This is a genomic window from Pseudomonas sp. GM102 (genome assembly GCF_000282555.1).
In the GTDB taxonomy this organism is placed as follows: Bacteria; Pseudomonadota; Gammaproteobacteria; order Pseudomonadales; family Pseudomonadaceae; genus Aquipseudomonas.
Genome location: NZ_AKJB01000012.1, coordinates 24407 through 40673, shown reverse-complemented (window position 1 = coordinate 40673; position 16267 = coordinate 24407). Strand labels below are relative to the sequence as shown.

Sequence of the window (16267 nt, the reverse complement as noted above, 5' to 3'; positions counted from 1 at the left end):
GGCTCAGGCCGCGCTGGCGGCAAATTTTTCGTAGTAGAAGTTCACCGGCGCAATGCCTTGCTCGCGGATGAACTGGCTGACCGCTTCGACCATCGGCGGCGGGCCGCACAGGTAGACGTCGACGTCGCCATCGTTCAAATGCCGTGGCTCGATGTGTTGGGTCACGTAACCCTTGAGCGGGTGCCGGCTGTCGGGATTGGCCACGCAGGCACTGAAGCTGAAGTTCGGGATTCGTGCGGCGAAGGCTTCGAGTCGATCGAGTTCCACCAGGTCGAAATCGTTGGTCACGCCGTAGATCAAATGCAGCGGATGTTCACTGCCCTGCTCGGCGATTTTTTCCAGCATCGCGGTAAACGGTGCCAGACCGGTGCCACCGGCCAGCAGCAACAATGGACGGCGGATGTCGCGCAGATAGAAGCTGCCCAAAGGCCCGGCGAGGCTCATGCTGTCGCCGGCCTTGGCCATGCCGGTCAGGAAGCTGCTCATCAAGCCACCGGGCACGTTGCGAATCAGAAAACTGACTTCGCCGTCGCGCTGCAACGAGCTGAACGAATAAGCCCGAGTCTGCTCGCTGCCGGGAACCCCGAGGTTCACATACTGCCCCGGCAGGAACGCCAGTTTGCTCAAGGCTTCGCCCTTGATCGACAGCGCGATGGTGCTGTCGGACAACTGCCGCACGGCGCTGATGGTCGCGTCATAACTGGCCTGACGGGTGCGGCAGACATCCGATGAAACTGGCACCCGCACCACGCAATCGCTCTGCGCCCGCATCTGGCAGGTCAGGACAAAACCCTGCTGCGCTTCGTCGGCGCTGAGCGCATCTTCGATGTAGTCCTCGCCCAAATCATAGCGGCCAGCCTCGGCGAAGCACTTGCAGGTGCCGCAAGCGCCGTCGCGGCAGTCCAGTGGAATATTGATGCCTTGGCGATACGCGGCATCGGCCACGGTTTCGCCGGCGTTGGCGTCGATGAATCGGGTGACGCCATCTTCGAAATTGAATGCAATGGAATGAGTCATGACGGCCGCCTCAGAGGTGGTAGACATCGATGACCTGGCGAACGTAGTCGTTCTTCAGGATCACTTTCTTGGCCTTGATCAATGGGTTCTCACCGCGCACATCCAGGGTGTAGAAGCTGCTGCCGAAATAGCTGTCGACGGTCTTGTAGCGAAAGCTCAGGGTGTGCCAGTTGAAGCGCACCTTGCATAGCCCGTCTGCCTGTTCGAGCAGCTCGATATTGCTGAGGTTGTGCGAGGTGCGGGTGTCCGGCACGCTGGCGCTGGAACGCTCGGTCTTGATGCGGAAGATGCGGTCTTCCAGGCCGGTGCGGTTGCCGTACCAGATCAGCGAGATTTCCCGCTGCGGGTCTTCTGTCAGCTCGTCGTTGTCATCCCAGGATGGCATCCAGAACGTGGCGTCCGGCGCGTACAACTCCAGCCAGTCGTCCCATTGTTTGTCGTCGAGGTAGCGTGCTTCGCGGTAGAGAAAATCGCGCACCGCGTCATAGGTAATGGTCATTGCACGGCCTCCACTGCAATCAGTTCGGACTGCTCCGCGGCCAACGCCTTGAGCATCGTTTGCTGCCAATACTTGTGTTGCAACACGAACAGGCCTTCGTCTTCGGTACGCACGCCGCTGAGCAGCGGATGCAGGTCGATTTCCTTGGCCGCGTCATCAGCGCCTTCGACCCAATGTTCGGCGCCACGGGACATGTCGTTCCACGTGGTGACGCTGCCCTGGTAACCCGTCTGGCAGGAGCGAAACTCTTCCAGATCGTCCGGGGTCGCCATGCCGCTGACGTTGAAGAAATCCTCGTACTGACGAATCCGGCTCGAACGGGCGTGATCGCTTTCGCCTTTGGGGGCGATGCAGTAAATGGTGATTTCGGTGCGGTTGACCGAGATCGGCCGGGCAATGCGAATCTGCGAGCTGAACTGGTCCATCAGGTACACGTTCGGGTACAGGCACAGGTTGCGCGAATTCTCGATCATCCAGTCGGCGCGAGCCTTGCCGAAATCCCGGGCCAACTCGTCGCGACGCTCGTACAGCGGACGGTCCTCGGGGTTGGACCAACGGGTCCAGAGCAGCATGTGGCCCTTGTCAAAGGAATAGAAACCGCCGCCCTGCTTGGCCCAGGCGCCGGCGCTCATGGTCGGGTTGCAATCACCGGCCTCGCGCTGTTTGCGCTGGTTCTGGGTCGCGGCGTAGTTCCAGTGCACCGAGCTGACGTGATAACCGTCGGCACCGTTTTCGGCGGTGAGTTTCCAGTTGCCTTCGTAGATATAACTGGAGGAACCGCGCAGCACTTCCAGGCCATCGGCGGACTGGTCGACAATCATGTCGATGATCTTCGCCGACTCGCCCAAATGTTCAACCAACGGCACGACATCGGCCTTGAGGCTGCCGAACAGGAAACCGCGATAGGATTCGAAACGCGCGACTTTGGTCAGGTCGTGGGAGCCTTCGCAATTGAAGCTCGCCGGGTAGCCAGCCGCCGCCGGGTCCTTGACCTTGAGCAGCTTGCCGGAGTTGTTGAAGGTCCAGCCGTGGAATGGGCAGGTGTACGAACTCTTGTTGCCGGTCTTGTGCCGGCAGAGCATCGCTCCACGGTGGCTGCACGCATTGATAAAGGCGTTCAGTTCACCGTCCTTGTTGCGCGCGATGAAGATCGACTGACGCCCCATGGTGGTGGTGTAGAAATCGTTGTTGTTGGGGATCTGGCTTTCGTGGGCGAGGTACAGCCAGTTGCCTTCAAAGATGTGTTCCATCTCGAGGTCGAACAGCCGCGGATCGGTGAACATCTCGCGCTTGCAGCGATAGATGCCCTGCTCAGGGTCTTCTTCAAGCAGGGAGTGAAGGTATTCGGGTCGCAGGGTCATGGCCGCCGCCTCCATTGTTTTTATTCAGGCAGGGCCATGCTAGGACGAGGGGATGGGGCGGACTATCCGCCGGGTGCAGACCTGTATCCGTTTTGTGCAGAGAGCGATCGGTGATTGACGCGTGCCAATGTGGCGAGGGAGCTTGCTCCCGCTGGACTGCGCAGCAGTCCCATTCTTTCAGGAAGAGAGTGGGGCCGCTTCGCAGCCCAGCGGGAGCAAGCTCCCTCGCCACAGGTTATTTATCGCAACCTATTCAGTGGCGACGTTTGAGGGTGTCCGACGGCAATTCGCCGAACTGTTTGCGGTAGCTGTCGGAGAACCGGCCCAGGTGCAGAAAGCCGTAATCCATGGCCACTTCCGTGACGTTGCGCACGTTGCAGGTCGGGTCGCTCAGGTTGGCGTGAATACGTTCGAGCTTTTTCTGCCGGATGTAGTTTTTCGGCGTGTCCCCCGCGTTGCGTTCGAACAACCCATACAGCGACCGCAGGCTCATCCGCGCCTGGCGCGCCAGTTCTTCGCTGTCGATGTCCTGCTTGAGGTTGCACGCGATGTAATCGACCAGCGCCTCGAACGTGGCCGAGGGTGAGCCGGGATCGGTGCGCATGACGTTGGTCTTCATCAGGCCGAGCATCTTGCTGACCACGATTTGCGCATAGTGCTCCTGCACCCGGGGAATCTGTTCGGTGGCTTCCGCCTCCTGGCAAATCATCGCCAGCAGACCGACGAAACCTTCCAGCTCATTGAGCTGATAACGGTTCTCCAGGAACCGCACGCCCTGCCCCGGGTACCGCCAGCGCTGCTCTTCGCACACCGACTCCAGCAGCCGCGCGGGGACTTTCAGGATGAATTTTTCGCAATCACTGGAATAGGTCAGATCCACTGGATCGTCAGGGTTGATCAGCAGCAACTCGCCGGGAGCGAAGTAGTGTTCCTGGCCATGACCACGCCACAGGCAGTTGCCACGCAGCAACACTTGCAAGTGATAGATGCTGTCCAGCGCATGGGACATAACCCGCACGCTGGCGCCGTAACTGATGCGGCACAGGTCGAGGCTGGCGAATTTGCGATGATCGAGGCTGGCCAGCGGCCGCCCGGCCCTGGGCATCCGGAGGCAATGGTTGCCGACATGCTGATTGACGTAGCCCGACACCGCGTAGGGGTCGGCGTGGTCGAAGACTCTGCTGCGATGACTCAACAATTGCGCTTGCATCATCGGTTCACTCTCATTGTTGTTATCGGTTGCGTCAGGCCATTCCAGGGCAGTGGTTGTAACGGTGTGTCAGTTGACCGACCTGTGGGAGCGAGCCCTGCTCGCGAAAGGGCCATCAGCTTCAACATCAACGTTGACTGACACTCCGCTTTCGCGAGCAGGCTCGCTCCCACAAAGGTTCGGCTGGTCGAGGGTATCAGTCCTCGAGCGCACGCACCCGCTCGTGGCGTTGCTGCTCTTCAGGCTGGGCAGAGGATTGTAAGGTGAAATCGAAATCGATTTCGGCAAAGCGACCACTGACACCATGGGCCGCCGCACGCTGCGGATCATCGCTGAAGGTGATTTTGGCGATCAGTTCGTCACGGGTGGCGTAGGCGAAATCGTCATGCAGGTATTGATCGCCGTCGAGGTTGATCTGGGTGGTCAGGTGACGATGATCCGGCGCAGAGATGAAGAAGTGAATGTGCGCCGGCCGCTGACCATGACGGCCCAGTTGATCGAGCAATTGCTGGGTCGGACCGTCCGGCGGGCAGCCGTAGCCCGACGGCACGATGCTGCGAAAACGGTACCGGCCCTCGGCATCAGTGACGATACGACGACGCAGGTTGAATTCCGATTGAGTGGTATCGAAGTACGAATAAGTGCCGCCGGTGTTGGCGTGCCACACATCCACCACCGCGCCAGCCAGCGGTTCGCCGGCGGTATTGCGCACTTGGCCCTGCATGAACAGCACCACACCCGGATCGACGCCATCGTCCAGCCGTGCTTCACCTTCCGACAGTGGCGCACCCGCCACATACAGCGGCCCTTCGATGGTCCGTGGTGTGCCGCCGGCCTTGCCGGCCTGTTCATCTTCGGCATCCATCAGCAGGTCGAGGTAATGCTCCAGACCGAGCCCGGCCACCACCAACCCGGCCTCTTGACGCGCACCCAGCACGTTGAGGTAGTTGACGGCTTTCCAGAACTCTTCCGGGGTCACGGCCAGGTCTTCGATGATGTTCACCGAATCGCGCAGGATCCGGTAAATCAGCGCCTTGACCCGCGGATCGCCGGCTTCGTTATGCAGACCGCTGGCGTCTTCGAGAAACTTCTGGGCACTGGCAGTGTGGGAAATCTTGACGTTCATGGTGGTTCCTCATCTTGTAATTATTAGCGTAGCGAACTGAACAGGCTGGGTTCAGCGGTCATCCTCGCGAATGGAAGAAGGATGCCGGCACATCGCGGTGACTTCGATCGCCATGTACGGGTACAACGGCAATTGCATCAGCAGGTCATGCAGTTCCTGAACGCTGTCGACATCGAACACGCTGTAATTGGCATAGAGCCCGGCGATGCGCCACAGATGACGCCACTTGCCTTGCTCTTGCAGGCGCTGGGCCAGGGCTTTTTCGTCGGCCTTGAGCTGAGCGGCACGTTCCGGGTTCATGTCGACCGGTAAATTCACTGTCATTTTTACGTGAAACAGCATGATGCCCTCCTCAGGCTTGATGAACGGCAGTGGATGTGGTCCTGGAGACTTTGTCCCGACGGAAAAACGCCAGGCGCTCTTCATCCAGAAGAAGGCCCAGCCCCGGTGTTTGCGGAACGTGCAGTTGGAAATCGCGATAGACCAATGGCTCGCTGAGAATGTCTTCGGTAAGCAGCAGCGGGCCGAACAGCTCGGTGTCCCAGCCCAGTGTGTTCAGGGTGACGAAGGCATGGGCCGAGGCCAGCGTGCCGATGCCGCCTTCGAGCATGGTGCCGCCGTACAGGCCAATACCCGCCGCCTCGGCAATCGCGGCGGTTCGCAACACGGCACGTGGGCCGCCGTTCTTGGCGATTTTCAGGGCGAATACCGAAGCCGCGCCCTCGCGTGCCAGGTTGAAGGCATCCTCTACGCATTCGATGGATTCATCGGCCATGATCGGCGCCGGGCTCACGGTATTCAGGCGCACCATGCCGGCGCGGTTATTGCGCGAGATCGGTTGTTCGATCAGGTCGATGCCGTTGCTTCCGAGGATCCGGCAAGCGCGCAGCGCGACCGCTTCGTCCCAGGCCTGATTGACATCGACCCGCACGCTGGCGCGATCGCCCAGCGCCTTTTTGATCGCAATGACGTGGGCCAGGTCGCGGTTGACCTCGCCAGCGCCGATTTTCAGCTTGAAGATCCGATGGCGACGCAGGTCGAGCATTTGTTCCGCTTCGGCGATGTCCTTGGCGGTGTCGCCGCTGGCCAGGGTCCAGGCCACCGGCAGCGCATCACGAACACGGCCGCCCAGCAGCTCGCTGACCGGCAGGTCCAGGCGCTTGCCCTGCGCGTCGAGCAAGGCACTTTCGATACCTGATTTGGCGAAGGTGTTGCCACGAATGCTGCGCTCCAGGCGCAACATTGCGGCATTCACATTGCCGCTGTCCTGGCCAATCAAAAGTGGCGCGAAGTGCTTGTCGATGTTGGTCTTGATGCTGTCCGGGCTTTCGTTGCCATAGGCCAGACCGCCAATGGTGGTCGATTCACCAATCCCTTCAATACCGTCGGCACAGCGCACACGGATGATCACCAAGGTCTGGTTTTGCATGGTGTGCATCGCCAGCTTGTGCGGGCGAATGGTCGGCAGATCGACGATGATCGTCTCGATCGATTCAATGGCAGTTGCACGCATGTCGATACCCGTCAGGTTCTTAAAGTTCTGGAACGGATTCTCATACGGCTTTTTCCAGGCGGCCAATATAGAATTGGTCTGGCTCGATACCTTAAAGGTATTCAACAGATCAATGTGCGGAGGCCTCATGGAACTGCGTCACCTGCGGTATTTTCAGGTGTTGGCTCAAACCCTCAACTTCACCCGCGCCGCCGAACTGCTGCACATCGCCCAACCGCCGCTGAGCCGGCAGATCCAGCAACTGGAAGACGAACTCGGGGTGCTTCTGCTGGATCGTGGCCGACCGCTGAAGCTGACGGACGCCGGGCGGTTTTTCCATGAACACTCCACCGCCCTGCTCGAACAACTGGGCAAGGTGTGCGACAACACACGGCGGATCGGTTTGGGCGAAAAGACCTGGCTGGGCATCGGCTTTGCACCATCGACACTCTATGGCGTGCTGCCGGAACTGATTCGCCGACTGCGCAGCGGTGAGCCGCTGGCGCTGGAGTTGGGGCTCTCGGAAATGACCACGTTGCAACAGGTGCAAGCGCTCAAGGCCGGGCGCATTGATATCGGCTTCGGGCGCATCCGCATCGACGACCCGGCGATCCTCCAGACCGTGCTCACCGAAGATCGACTGGTCGCCGCCCTGCCCGCCGGCCATCCGCTCCTCGCCAGGCCCATCAGCCTTCGTGAACTGGCGAAGGAACCCTTTGTGCTTTACCCCGGTAACCCGCGCCCCAGTTATGCCGATCATGTGATCGCGTTGTTTGAATCCTATGGCGTGCACATCAACGTGGCGCAATGGACCAATGAGCTGCAAACGGCGATCGGGCTGGTGGGGGCGGGAATCGGGGTGACGTTGGTGCCGGCTTCAGTGCAGTTGCTGCACCGCGACGATATTGGCTTCACCCCGGTGCTGGAAGACAACGCCACCTCGCCGATCATCCTCAGCAGGCGCGTGGGCGATGTATCGCCGGGGTTGAATCATTGTTTGCAGATGATCGATGAACTGCTGCCGCGCGAAGGTTCGTAAATCAAGCCATGACTCCGGCAAAGGCTCGGCGCCCGGCGCGCATTTCGGCGCGAAGTTCGCCGATCAGATTGGAAATATCGCGGACACTGGTCAACTCGTCGGGCGATACGCCGGTAATCAACAGCTCAATCCGTCCGGTGGTGCAATCGAAGACCTTGATCCGCAATGTTTCATCGCGATTCACGGTGCATTCGCAGGACAACGGTTTGAAACCGGACTCCACAATGCTGCAAAGCTGGGGAACTGGAACCATGGCGAGCACCCTCGGGGACGGTTTTCCGATTGGATCCACTCAAGCGTAGATCAACTTCAATAAACCCGCGCCAGCGAACGCTAACAATTAGTGTTAGCTACTTCTCACTTTGAACTGTTAATCGCCCGGCATCGCTCAGTGAGCATCCCCGTCCCATAACCAGTTCCAGATCCCTGGCAACTCAACCGCCTCTGAACTGTCACGGACAGTACGCGCCATGGCCGCCCGCTGCAGTGCTGCCGTATCGTCGTAAAACGCTTTTTGCGCCGTCACTAGACCTGTGTCACGGGCGCTGTCCAACAGGATTTGCAGGTATTCGCGGGTATGCCGGGCGGTGTAGCGATTCAGGTCGTGAAAGGTCACCACCACCGGAATCACCCCGTCCACCGTCGGCAACTCGCCGAGGGCGATGCGTTCGCGGACTTCGGACAGCTGCCGCAGCATATTGGCCCGCCGACGAGGGCTGGCGTTGAAACCCCAGATTTTGCCGTCATTGGCGCTCAGGTCGGTCAGCAGTACGTGCATGCCATGCTGTTGATAGGCCGCAAAGGTGCGCTTGTCATAGTTCCAGAACGGCGGGCGTAGCAGGGTCGGCGAGGCGCCAGTGATCGCAGCAATATCTGCGCTGCCATCAGTGAGCGACTGCTCCAGTTCTTCCGGGTCCAGTGAACGATGGTTGGTGTGCCGGCGCGTGGCGGTGTGGAAACCCAACAGGTGACCTTCGGCGTGTTCGCGACGCATGATCTGTCGACCCGCTTCACTGCCGCCGGCACGTGAGTCACGGGTCTGCACGAAGAATACGGCTTTAATGTCGGGTTGCAGCGGATTGCGCGCGAGGCTGTCGAGCACGGTGACCGTCGGGTTGTAAAAACCGGACGCGCTGGGTCCGTCGTCGAAGGTCAGCAGAAAACGGATCGGCGCTTGCGTGCGCAGACCTTGTTGCGTTTGCGGAGTCATTTCAATGGGCGCGGCAATGCAGCCCAGCAAGCCGACTGCGATGGCGAACGCGGAGAAAACCTTGACCAACTGTTTCATGTTTTGCCTTGGACCAGACCTTGCGGTCATCACGTTTAATGGCAAAAACCCCTCGCCCATTCATCCCTCGACCGGCTCGCAGATCGCTGCAAGCCGAGGTTGGATAAGGGTACACAGTGTTTGGTTCCAGCGCCCGCTCCCGGACTCGCGTTATGCCTTCGATTTTCGGTTATTGCGTCAGCGCCTGCTGGAACGAGCTGTCGATGATCGGTGCCGTCGCCAGGGCGGCCGGCAATGCCTTGACCTTGAACAGGAAGTCCGCGGTGCTTTGCAGATCTGCCGCGGCCTGCTGATCCACCGGGCCGACGCTCATGTGCGCCTGGCGCAGCCAATGGCGCGATACATTCTGATCAAGGTTGGCCTTTTTCGCCCAGAGATCGGCGTACTCGTCAGTGTGAGTGTCGACCCAGGCCCGGGCCTTTTTCAGGCGCACCAGGAAGTCGGCAATGGCTTCGCGTTTGCTGTCGATCGAAGGCGTCGAAGCGGTGATGGCGCTCAGGCCGGGCATCAGGTTTTTGGCGGTGAGAATCGGCCGGGCGCCGGAGAACAGAATCTGCTGGGAAATGTAGGGTTCCCAGACCGGAAACGCGTCGATGCTGCCTTGGGGTAACGCGGCAGCGGCGTCGATTGGCATCAGTTTGATGAAGTCGACATAGTTGTCCGGCAAATCGGCTTGTTCCAGGGCGCGCAGGGTCAGCTGCTGGCTCCAGGCCCCGGGCCAGTAAGCGACTTTCTTGCCCTTGAGGTCGGCGATGGTTTTCACCGGCGAGTCCTTGGGCACCAGCAAGGCGATGGTGTCCGGGTTCTGCCGTGACACACCGATCAGCTTGACCGGTGCCTGTTTGGCGGCCAGAAACAGAAACCCCGAATCACCGAGAAAACCCAGGTCCAACGCGCCGGTATTCAGCGCTTCGGCCAGCGGCGCAGCGGCCTGGAAGTGCTTCCAGTCAACGGTGTAGGGCGCTCCTTGCAGCACACCCGAAGCCTCCACCGACGCGCGAATGTTGTAGTAGTTCTGATCGCCAACGTGCAACACCACGGGCTCGGCACCGTAGCTCAAAGGCGCGGCAAACAGGGCGCTGGCCAACAGACCGCGCAAGTATCGGGACAGGTTCATCAGGGGCTCCTGGAGGGTTATTTTTATAGACCATAACGCTCTTGTAAAAGCCTGATTAAATTCTATTTATGCATAAGCTCATGACCGGGAACAGTCGGTGTTTACCCAGCAACAGTGACTCAACAGACTGTTTTCCCCGGTGCACCCTGATACCCCATCATCCGCCTCCAACCCCTGATAAACCGGCAATTCCAGGACATGGCACAGAGCCTGCAATATTCCTTTAACGCAGGACGCACTCACGAAAAATGATTTTTCGGAAATAAGAATCTCGCCGCCTTGCCAGGAGCTGTCCCATGAAACCGATCTTCCGTTTTCCCAACGTCAGGCACCTGCTCAGCGCCTGCGCACTGGCCCTATGCCTGCCAACCTTCGCCCAGGCGGCTGAAACGCCACCGGCCGAAGTGCATCTGGACTATGCCTACTACTCGCCGGTCAGCCTGGTGCTCAAACACTTCGGCTTTCTGGAAAAGGCCCTGCCACAGACCAAAGTCAGCTGGGTGCTGAGCCAGGGCAGCAACCGCTCGCTGGAATACCTCAACAGCGGCGGTGTCGACTTCGCCTCGTCCGCCAGCCTCGCCGCCGTGCTCAGCCGGGCCAACGGCAGTCCGATCAAATCGGTTTACGTATACAGCCGCGCCGAATGGACGGCGTTGGTGGTGCGCAAGGATTCGCCGTACAAAACCGTGGCCGACCTCAGAGGCAAGAAAATCGCCGCGACCAAAGGCACCGATCCGTACCTGTTCACCCTGCGCAGCCTGCAACAGGCCGGCCTGACCAAGGACGATGTGGAGCTGGTGCACTTGCAACACCCGGACGGTCGCACCGCATTGGAGAAAGGTGACGTCGACGCTTGGGCCGGCCTGGATCCGCACATGGCCGCGAGCGAAGTCCAGGCCGGTTCGCGCTTGCTGTACCGCAACACCAATTTCAACAGTTATGGCGTGGTCAGCGTCACCGACAGCTACGCCAAAGAGCATCCGAAAACCATCGAAACGGTGCTGAGCGCCTACGAAAAGGCTCGCGACTGGGCGGTGAAAAATCCTGACGAGCTGGCGAAGTTGCTCGCCACCGAGTCCGGTCTGCCGCTGGAAGTGGCCCGGCTGCAACTGTCGCGCACCGACCTGAGCAGCCCGCAACTGAGCGCCAGGGATGTGATCGCCTCAAAGGCTGCCGCACCGATTCTGGTTTCCGAAGAACTGGTTCGCCGTGGGGTGAATGTAGATCAAGTGATCGATCAGTTGATCGACACCGGTTTCAAAGAAACCGTGGCCCGTCAATAAAGATCAAAAGATCGCAGCCTTCGGCAGCTCCTACAGAGATAGGCGTACACCGTGGATTCATGGTTGTGCCCGATCAATGTAGGAGCTACCGAAGGCTGCGATCCTTTGATCTTGCTTCAAATCAGCCGTCACTGGAGAGCCCCCATGACCAGCAACAGCAAAGACCTGCCCGCCAGCCTGACGTTGCCCGCACCGCGCCGCCTCGGCAACGCCTGGCAATTGCGCCTCAAGGGCCTGGCCCTGCCAGTATTGATTGTCCTTGTGCTGGAATTCGTCGTGCGGATTGGATGGCTGCCGTCCTACCAAATGCCCGCGCCGAGCGAAATCGCGCTGACCTTGAGGGACCTGGCCGAAGGCGCGCTGTGGAAACACATCAGCGCTAGCCTGCTGCGGGTGCTGCTGGGATTCGCCATTGGCACTGGTCTGGCGCTGCTGTTCGCTGCTTGGGTCGGTTTGAGCCGCGAAGCCGAAGCCTGGCTGGAGCCGACTTTCGCCGGCCTGCGTTCAATCCCGAGCCTGGCCTGGGTGCCGCTGTTGCTGCTGTGGCTGGGCATCGACGAGACCTCGAAAATCGTCCTGATCGCCATTGGCGCTTTTTTTCCGGTGTACCTCAACGGCGTCGCGGCGATTCGCAACATCGATCGCAAACTGGTGGAAGTCGGGCAGATGTATGGCTTCAGCCGGCGTCGATTGGTGCGGCGGATTCTGTTACCCGCTGCCCTGCCCGGCCTGTTCACCGGCTTGCGTAGCGGCATGAGCCTGGCCTGGATGTTTCTGGTGGCCGCCGAGCTGATCGCTGCGACCAAGGGCCTGGGTTACTTACTCAGTGACGGGCGCGAAACTTCACGCCCGGATATCGTGCTCGCCGCGATCATCGTCTTGGCGCTGCTGGGCAAACTCAGCGACGGCATCCTCGCAGGCTGTGAGAAACGCTTCCTGGCCTGGCGCGACACCTTCAACGGCCAAAGCACAGGGGATTGAGCCATGACCGAACACCTGCTGGACATTCGCGTCGAGCGCAAAACCTTCGCCGCCACCACCGTCCTGAAAAACATCCATCTGCAATTGCAGCCCCGGGAAACCGTCAGCCTGCTCGGCCCCAGCGGCTGCGGCAAAAGCACCTTGCTGCGGATTGTCGCCGGCCTGGAAAAAGACTTTCAGGGCGAACTGCGCAACAACGCCGGCGAAGTCGCCTTCGTGTTTCAGGAACCGCGATTGATGCCGTGGCTGACGGTCGAGCAAAACATCGGTTTCAGCGCCGACAGCGATTACGACAAGGCTTGGGTCGCCCAACTGATCGAAGAAGTCGGCCTCGGCGGTTTCGCCCAGGCCCTACCCAAAGCCCTCTCCGGCGGCATGGCGCAACGGGTCGCGATTGCCCGCGGCCTCTACTCGCGGCCGCAGGTTTTGCTGCTGGACGAGCCCTTCAGCGCGGTGGACGCTTTCACCCGGATGAAACTCCAGGATCTGTTGCTGCAACTGGCCGAGCGCCACGCCATCGCCCTGCTGCTGGTGACCCACGATGTCGATGAAGCGCTGTACCTCAGCGATCGCGTGCTGGTGATGGACAACCGCCCCAGCAGCATTCGTCAGGAACTGGCGGTGGAACTGGCGCATCCCCGGGACCGGCGCGATCCATTGCTGGCGCGTCTGAAGGCATTGTCATTGACCGAGTTGCAGCGGGCGCATGTCATTTGACGATGCCCTCCTCCTGGAGGCTGCACCTGTGGGAGCGAGCCTGCTCGCGATGGCGGTGTAACAGCCGACATTGATGTTGAATGTTATGGTTTCATCGCGAGCAGGCTCGCTCCCACAGGGTGTTGAACCATCGGAAATTAAAAAGCCCCGCTATCCATGGCGGGGCTTTGGGGTATATACAAGCCGATCAGGGCTTCAACGGACGCTCCTGGTCGCGGTCCGACAGTTCTTTACCATCGTCAGGATGCTTCCAGTCAGGCGTCGAACGCCTCTGCTGCTCGAGCTCTTCCTCCGTCGGTTCATCGATGTCCTCATCCGGGTCCGGACGCTTTGGTTCAGTGGCCATGTCCACCTCCCTTCCTCAAAAGATCAGTCATCTTTTTTAAGCGTAGAACAGTTTCAGATGGGACGACTCAGAGCCACCACCGCAGCAAAAAGAAGAACCCCATGCTCAACAACATGCTGAGCAAGGTGTTGCGGGTGTAAAGCACCAGGCCCACGGCCACCAGCGAACTGATCAGGTAGGGGTTGTCCCACTGCAGGTTCAACTGCTTGTCGGGCATGAACACGATGGGCCCGCAGATCGCCGTGAGCATGCCCGGCACCGCAAAACCGAGAAACTGCCGGGCATTGCTGCTCAAGCGCACCGGCAGTCGCGGTTCAAGAAATACGTAGCGGTTCAGGAACACCAGCAGGCCCATCCCGATAATCACAGCCCAGACCATCATGTGCGCCCCACATAGAATTTGTTGCAGATAAAGCCTGCGGTCATGCCCGCCAACCCCGACAACACCAGGGCCGAGCCCCATTGCCAATAGCTGAACAGCACCGAACAGAACAGTGAAACCGCCACGCAGACCACCGTCGGAACGTTGCGCACCACCGGTGTGATCAAGGCAATAAAGGTCGCCGCGATGGAGAAGTCCAGCCCAAGGTGTTCAAGGCCCGGAATGCTGCTGCCCAACACAATGCCCGCCAGGGTGAAGAGGTTCCACGCGATGTAGAACGTCAGGCCCACGCCCAGGGCATACCAACGATTGAACTGCTGTTTGTCATGCTGACTGGTCAGGGCGAACAACTCGTCGGTGAGCAAAAAGCCCAACCCCACACGCCAGCGGCCCGGCAACGGGGAAATCACCGAACGCATGCTCATTCCGTAAAGCAAATGCTGGGAGGTCAGCAACAACGTGGTCAACAGGATCGAAAAAACCCCGGCGCCGCCCTTGAGCATGCCAATGGCGACCAATTGAGCCGCGCCGGCAAACACGATGCTCGACAGCCCCTGGCCTTGCAGCGGTGTGAGATTGGCCTCGATGGCCATGGAACCGGCCAGCAACCCCCAAGGCGCGGTCGCCAGGGACAACGGCATGATGGCCGCGGCACCGCGAAGGAATGCACTGCGCGGCATGAGTGAGTTGGACATATCGCTCTACAACCAGGGAAAGACCCCAGACTGTGCCAGCAGTCGCGGTGGATGGCTTGAACAATCTTGCGCACTTGCAAGCGACCGGTGCTGATTTTCGAGATTGACAAACATCGCGCCGACTTTTAAAACTGAGCACCTCATTCAGGGTGTAAGCAACCATGTCCGCAACCTTCAACCTCAACACTGTCGTCATTGGCTTGAATGCCAAGGCGCAAGGTTGCGTTGCGCACGCCCCTAAATCGAAGAAACAGTCGCTCATGTGACCGGGGCGCGCTGTCCCGTCAGATGAGCTGACAGGACATTGAGCGCGGCGGAAACTCCCTCCTTCTTGCTGACTTCCTTCTACGCTTCTGACGGTGACGAAATCGGTCAACCTTCAGGAGAAAGTGCATGTCATCGTTTCAAGGTATCTGGGTTCCCATCGTTACGCCGTTTCACGATGGCGCGATTGACTTCGCCGGGTTGCGGCGGCTGGTCAGTCATCTGCTGGAAAAAGGCGTCGATGGCATTGTGGTCTGCGGCACCACCGGGGAAGCCGCGGCGCTGGGCAAACATGAGCAACTGGCAGTGCTCGATGCGGTGCTGGAACAGGTTCCGCCAGAACGTGTGGTGATGGGCCTGGCCGGCAACAACCTTGCCGAGTTGCTGCAATTTCAAAGCGAAATCCTCAAACGTCCCCTGGCGGGTTTGCTGGTTCCGCCGCCGTACTACATCCGCCCTTCCCAGGCCGGCCTCGAAGCTTTTTTCAAGACCGTCGCCGATGCGTCCAGCGTCCCGGTGATTCTCTACGACATTCCCTATCGCACCGGCATCGCCTTCGAACAGGCGACCTTGCTGCGGATCGTTGCCCACGAGCGGATCGTCGCAATCAAGGACTGCGGCGGCAATCCAGCCACCACTCTTGCGCTGCTCTCCAGCGGCAAAGTCGACGTGTTGTGCGGTGAAGACCACCAAATCTTCGGCGCATTATGCCTGGGAGCCAAAGGCGCGATTGCCGCCTCGGCCCATGTTCATCCCGAGCTGTTCGTGAAGCTGTATCAACAGATCCGCGATAACCGGTTAGCGGCCGGCCGAACGACCTTCTTCCAGTTGCTGCCGCTGATTCACAGCCTGTTCATCGAGCCCAATCCCGCCCCGGTGAAAACCGCCCTGGCCCTTGAAGGGTTGATCCACGACGAGTTGCGCCCGCCGATGCAACGCAGCAGCGAAGCCACGGCGGTGCGCTTGAAAGAAGTATTGGCAGTGCTCGAAAACAGCAATCGATAGAGCACACGCGCCCAGCCCGAGTACCATGGAACGATTCACATAACGCGTCAGGGAATCGACATGCTTTACCGAATCGCCGCCGACGGGCTGGTGCTGTCTCACTTGCTGTTCATTCTGTTCGTGCTGTTCGGCGGGCTGCTGGTGCTCAAATGGCATCACCTGGCCTGGTGGCACCTGCCCGCCGCCGCGTGGGGCGTGATCGTGGAAGTTTTCCACCTGACGTGCCCACTGACCGAATGGGAAAACCTCATGCGCCATGCAGCCGGGCAAACCGGCTACGGCGGCGGTTTTATCGAGCATTATGTGTGGCCGATTATCTATCCGGCCGGGCTGACACCCACGATTCAGCTGGGGCTGGGCAGCGTGGTGCTGGCGATCAACGTGCTGATCTACCTGCGACTGATCCGCTTATGGAAGCGGCACCCGACTCGTTCAGGGCAGTAAC

Annotated in this window: 19 protein-coding genes; 6 read left to right on the top strand and 13 right to left on the bottom strand. The window is 59.8% G+C overall.

The features are described from left to right. Positions 1-3: 3 nt before the first annotated feature. The 7 genes from benC to PMI18_RS26360 form a co-directional block, all read right to left on the bottom strand. Complete coding sequence (gene benC, locus PMI18_RS26330) at positions 4-1017, bottom strand: benzoate 1,2-dioxygenase electron transfer component BenC (protein ID WP_007895558.1); 1014 nt, start codon at positions 1015-1017, stop codon at positions 4-6. A 10-nt stretch (positions 1018-1027) separates the two neighbouring features. After that, positions 1028-1516 carry a benzoate 1,2-dioxygenase small subunit gene (gene benB / locus PMI18_RS26335; RefSeq protein ID WP_007895555.1) on the bottom strand — a complete coding sequence of 163 codons (489 nt, stop codon included), beginning with the start codon at positions 1514-1516 and terminating at the stop codon, positions 1028-1030. Further along, complete coding sequence (gene benA / locus PMI18_RS26340; RefSeq protein ID WP_007895554.1) at positions 1513-2877, bottom strand: benzoate 1,2-dioxygenase large subunit; 1365 nt, start codon at positions 2875-2877, stop codon at positions 1513-1515. Before benA ends, benB begins: the two co-directional genes overlap by 4 nt. 253 nt (positions 2878-3130) lie before the next feature. Further along, positions 3131-4090, bottom strand: a complete 960-nt coding sequence (locus PMI18_RS26345) for an AraC family transcriptional regulator (RefSeq protein ID WP_007895551.1) — start codon at positions 4088-4090, stop codon at positions 3131-3133. Between the two features lie 193 nt (positions 4091-4283). After that, the gene (catA, locus tag PMI18_RS26350) at positions 4284-5213 is read right to left on the bottom strand and encodes a catechol 1,2-dioxygenase (RefSeq protein ID WP_007895548.1); all 930 of its coding nucleotides are present in this window, start codon (positions 5211-5213) and stop codon (positions 4284-4286) included. A gap of 51 nt (positions 5214-5264) precedes the next feature. Continuing rightward, positions 5265-5555: a muconolactone Delta-isomerase gene (gene catC / locus PMI18_RS26355; protein WP_007895545.1), complete on the bottom strand. Its 291-nt coding sequence runs from the start codon at positions 5553-5555 to the stop codon at positions 5265-5267. Between the two features lie 10 nt (positions 5556-5565). After that, the gene (locus PMI18_RS26360; protein ID WP_162131367.1) at positions 5566-6726 is read right to left on the bottom strand and encodes a muconate cycloisomerase family protein; all 1161 of its coding nucleotides are present in this window, start codon (positions 6724-6726) and stop codon (positions 5566-5568) included. 127 nt (positions 6727-6853) lie between these two features. Between PMI18_RS26360 and PMI18_RS26365 the strand changes: the two genes are divergently transcribed. Beyond that, positions 6854-7744 (top strand): LysR family transcriptional regulator, encoded by an 891-nt coding sequence (locus PMI18_RS26365; protein ID WP_007895537.1) that lies wholly within the window; start codon positions 6854-6856, stop codon positions 7742-7744. Between the two features lies 1 nt (position 7745). Here the strand turns inward: PMI18_RS26365 and PMI18_RS26370 are convergent, their stop codons facing one another. From PMI18_RS26370 to PMI18_RS26380, 3 genes are all read right to left on the bottom strand, one after another. Next, complete coding sequence (locus PMI18_RS26370) at positions 7746-7997, bottom strand: DUF1652 domain-containing protein (RefSeq protein ID WP_007895535.1); 252 nt, start codon at positions 7995-7997, stop codon at positions 7746-7748. Between the two features lie 135 nt (positions 7998-8132). Next, positions 8133-9032 (bottom strand): polysaccharide deacetylase family protein, encoded by a 900-nt coding sequence (locus PMI18_RS26375; protein WP_033035750.1) that lies wholly within the window; start codon positions 9030-9032, stop codon positions 8133-8135. Positions 9033-9201: 169 nt separating this feature from the next. Then, positions 9202-10149, bottom strand: coding sequence for an ABC transporter substrate-binding protein (locus tag PMI18_RS26380; RefSeq protein WP_007895529.1), 948 nt, complete (start codon positions 10147-10149; stop codon positions 9202-9204). A gap of 296 nt (positions 10150-10445) precedes the next feature. Here PMI18_RS26380 and PMI18_RS26385 point away from each other — a divergent pair, with 296 nt between their 5' ends. The 3 genes from PMI18_RS26385 (at position 10446) to PMI18_RS26395 (ending at position 13130) form a co-directional block, all read left to right on the top strand. Continuing rightward, positions 10446-11432, top strand: coding sequence for an aliphatic sulfonate ABC transporter substrate-binding protein (locus tag PMI18_RS26385; RefSeq protein ID WP_007895526.1), 987 nt, complete (start codon positions 10446-10448; stop codon positions 11430-11432). Positions 11433-11576: 144 nt separating this feature from the next. After that, positions 11577-12413, top strand: coding sequence for an ABC transporter permease (locus PMI18_RS26390; RefSeq protein WP_007895523.1), 837 nt, complete (start codon positions 11577-11579; stop codon positions 12411-12413). Positions 12414-12416: 3 nt separating this feature from the next. Further along, entirely contained in the window at positions 12417-13130 is a 714-nt protein-coding gene (locus tag PMI18_RS26395) for an ABC transporter ATP-binding protein (protein WP_007895520.1), read from the top strand. Between the two features lie 187 nt (positions 13131-13317). On the opposite strand, the gene PMI18_RS31205 is transcribed toward PMI18_RS26395, so the two are convergent. From PMI18_RS31205 to PMI18_RS26405, 3 genes are all read right to left on the bottom strand, one after another. Beyond that, positions 13318-13476, bottom strand: coding sequence for a hypothetical protein (locus tag PMI18_RS31205; protein WP_007895518.1), 159 nt, complete (start codon positions 13474-13476; stop codon positions 13318-13320). Positions 13477-13543: 67 nt separating this feature from the next. Further along, positions 13544-13855, bottom strand: a complete 312-nt coding sequence (locus PMI18_RS26400) for an AzlD domain-containing protein (protein WP_162830927.1) — start codon at positions 13853-13855, stop codon at positions 13544-13546. Then, the gene (locus tag PMI18_RS26405) at positions 13855-14553 is read right to left on the bottom strand and encodes an AzlC family ABC transporter permease (protein WP_007895507.1); all 699 of its coding nucleotides are present in this window, start codon (positions 14551-14553) and stop codon (positions 13855-13857) included. The genes PMI18_RS26400 and PMI18_RS26405 overlap by 1 nt, the downstream gene beginning before the upstream one ends. 393 nt (positions 14554-14946) lie before the next feature. Here PMI18_RS26405 and dapA point away from each other — a divergent pair, with 393 nt between their 5' ends. Next, positions 14947-15822 carry a 4-hydroxy-tetrahydrodipicolinate synthase gene (gene dapA, locus PMI18_RS26410; RefSeq protein ID WP_007895504.1) on the top strand — a complete coding sequence of 292 codons (876 nt, stop codon included), beginning with the start codon at positions 14947-14949 and terminating at the stop codon, positions 15820-15822. A gap of 60 nt (positions 15823-15882) precedes the next feature. Then, a complete protein-coding gene (locus PMI18_RS26415) occupies positions 15883-16266 on the top strand; it encodes a DUF2784 domain-containing protein (RefSeq protein WP_007895501.1) in 384 nt (127 codons plus the stop codon). Position 16267 lies beyond the last annotated feature (1 nt).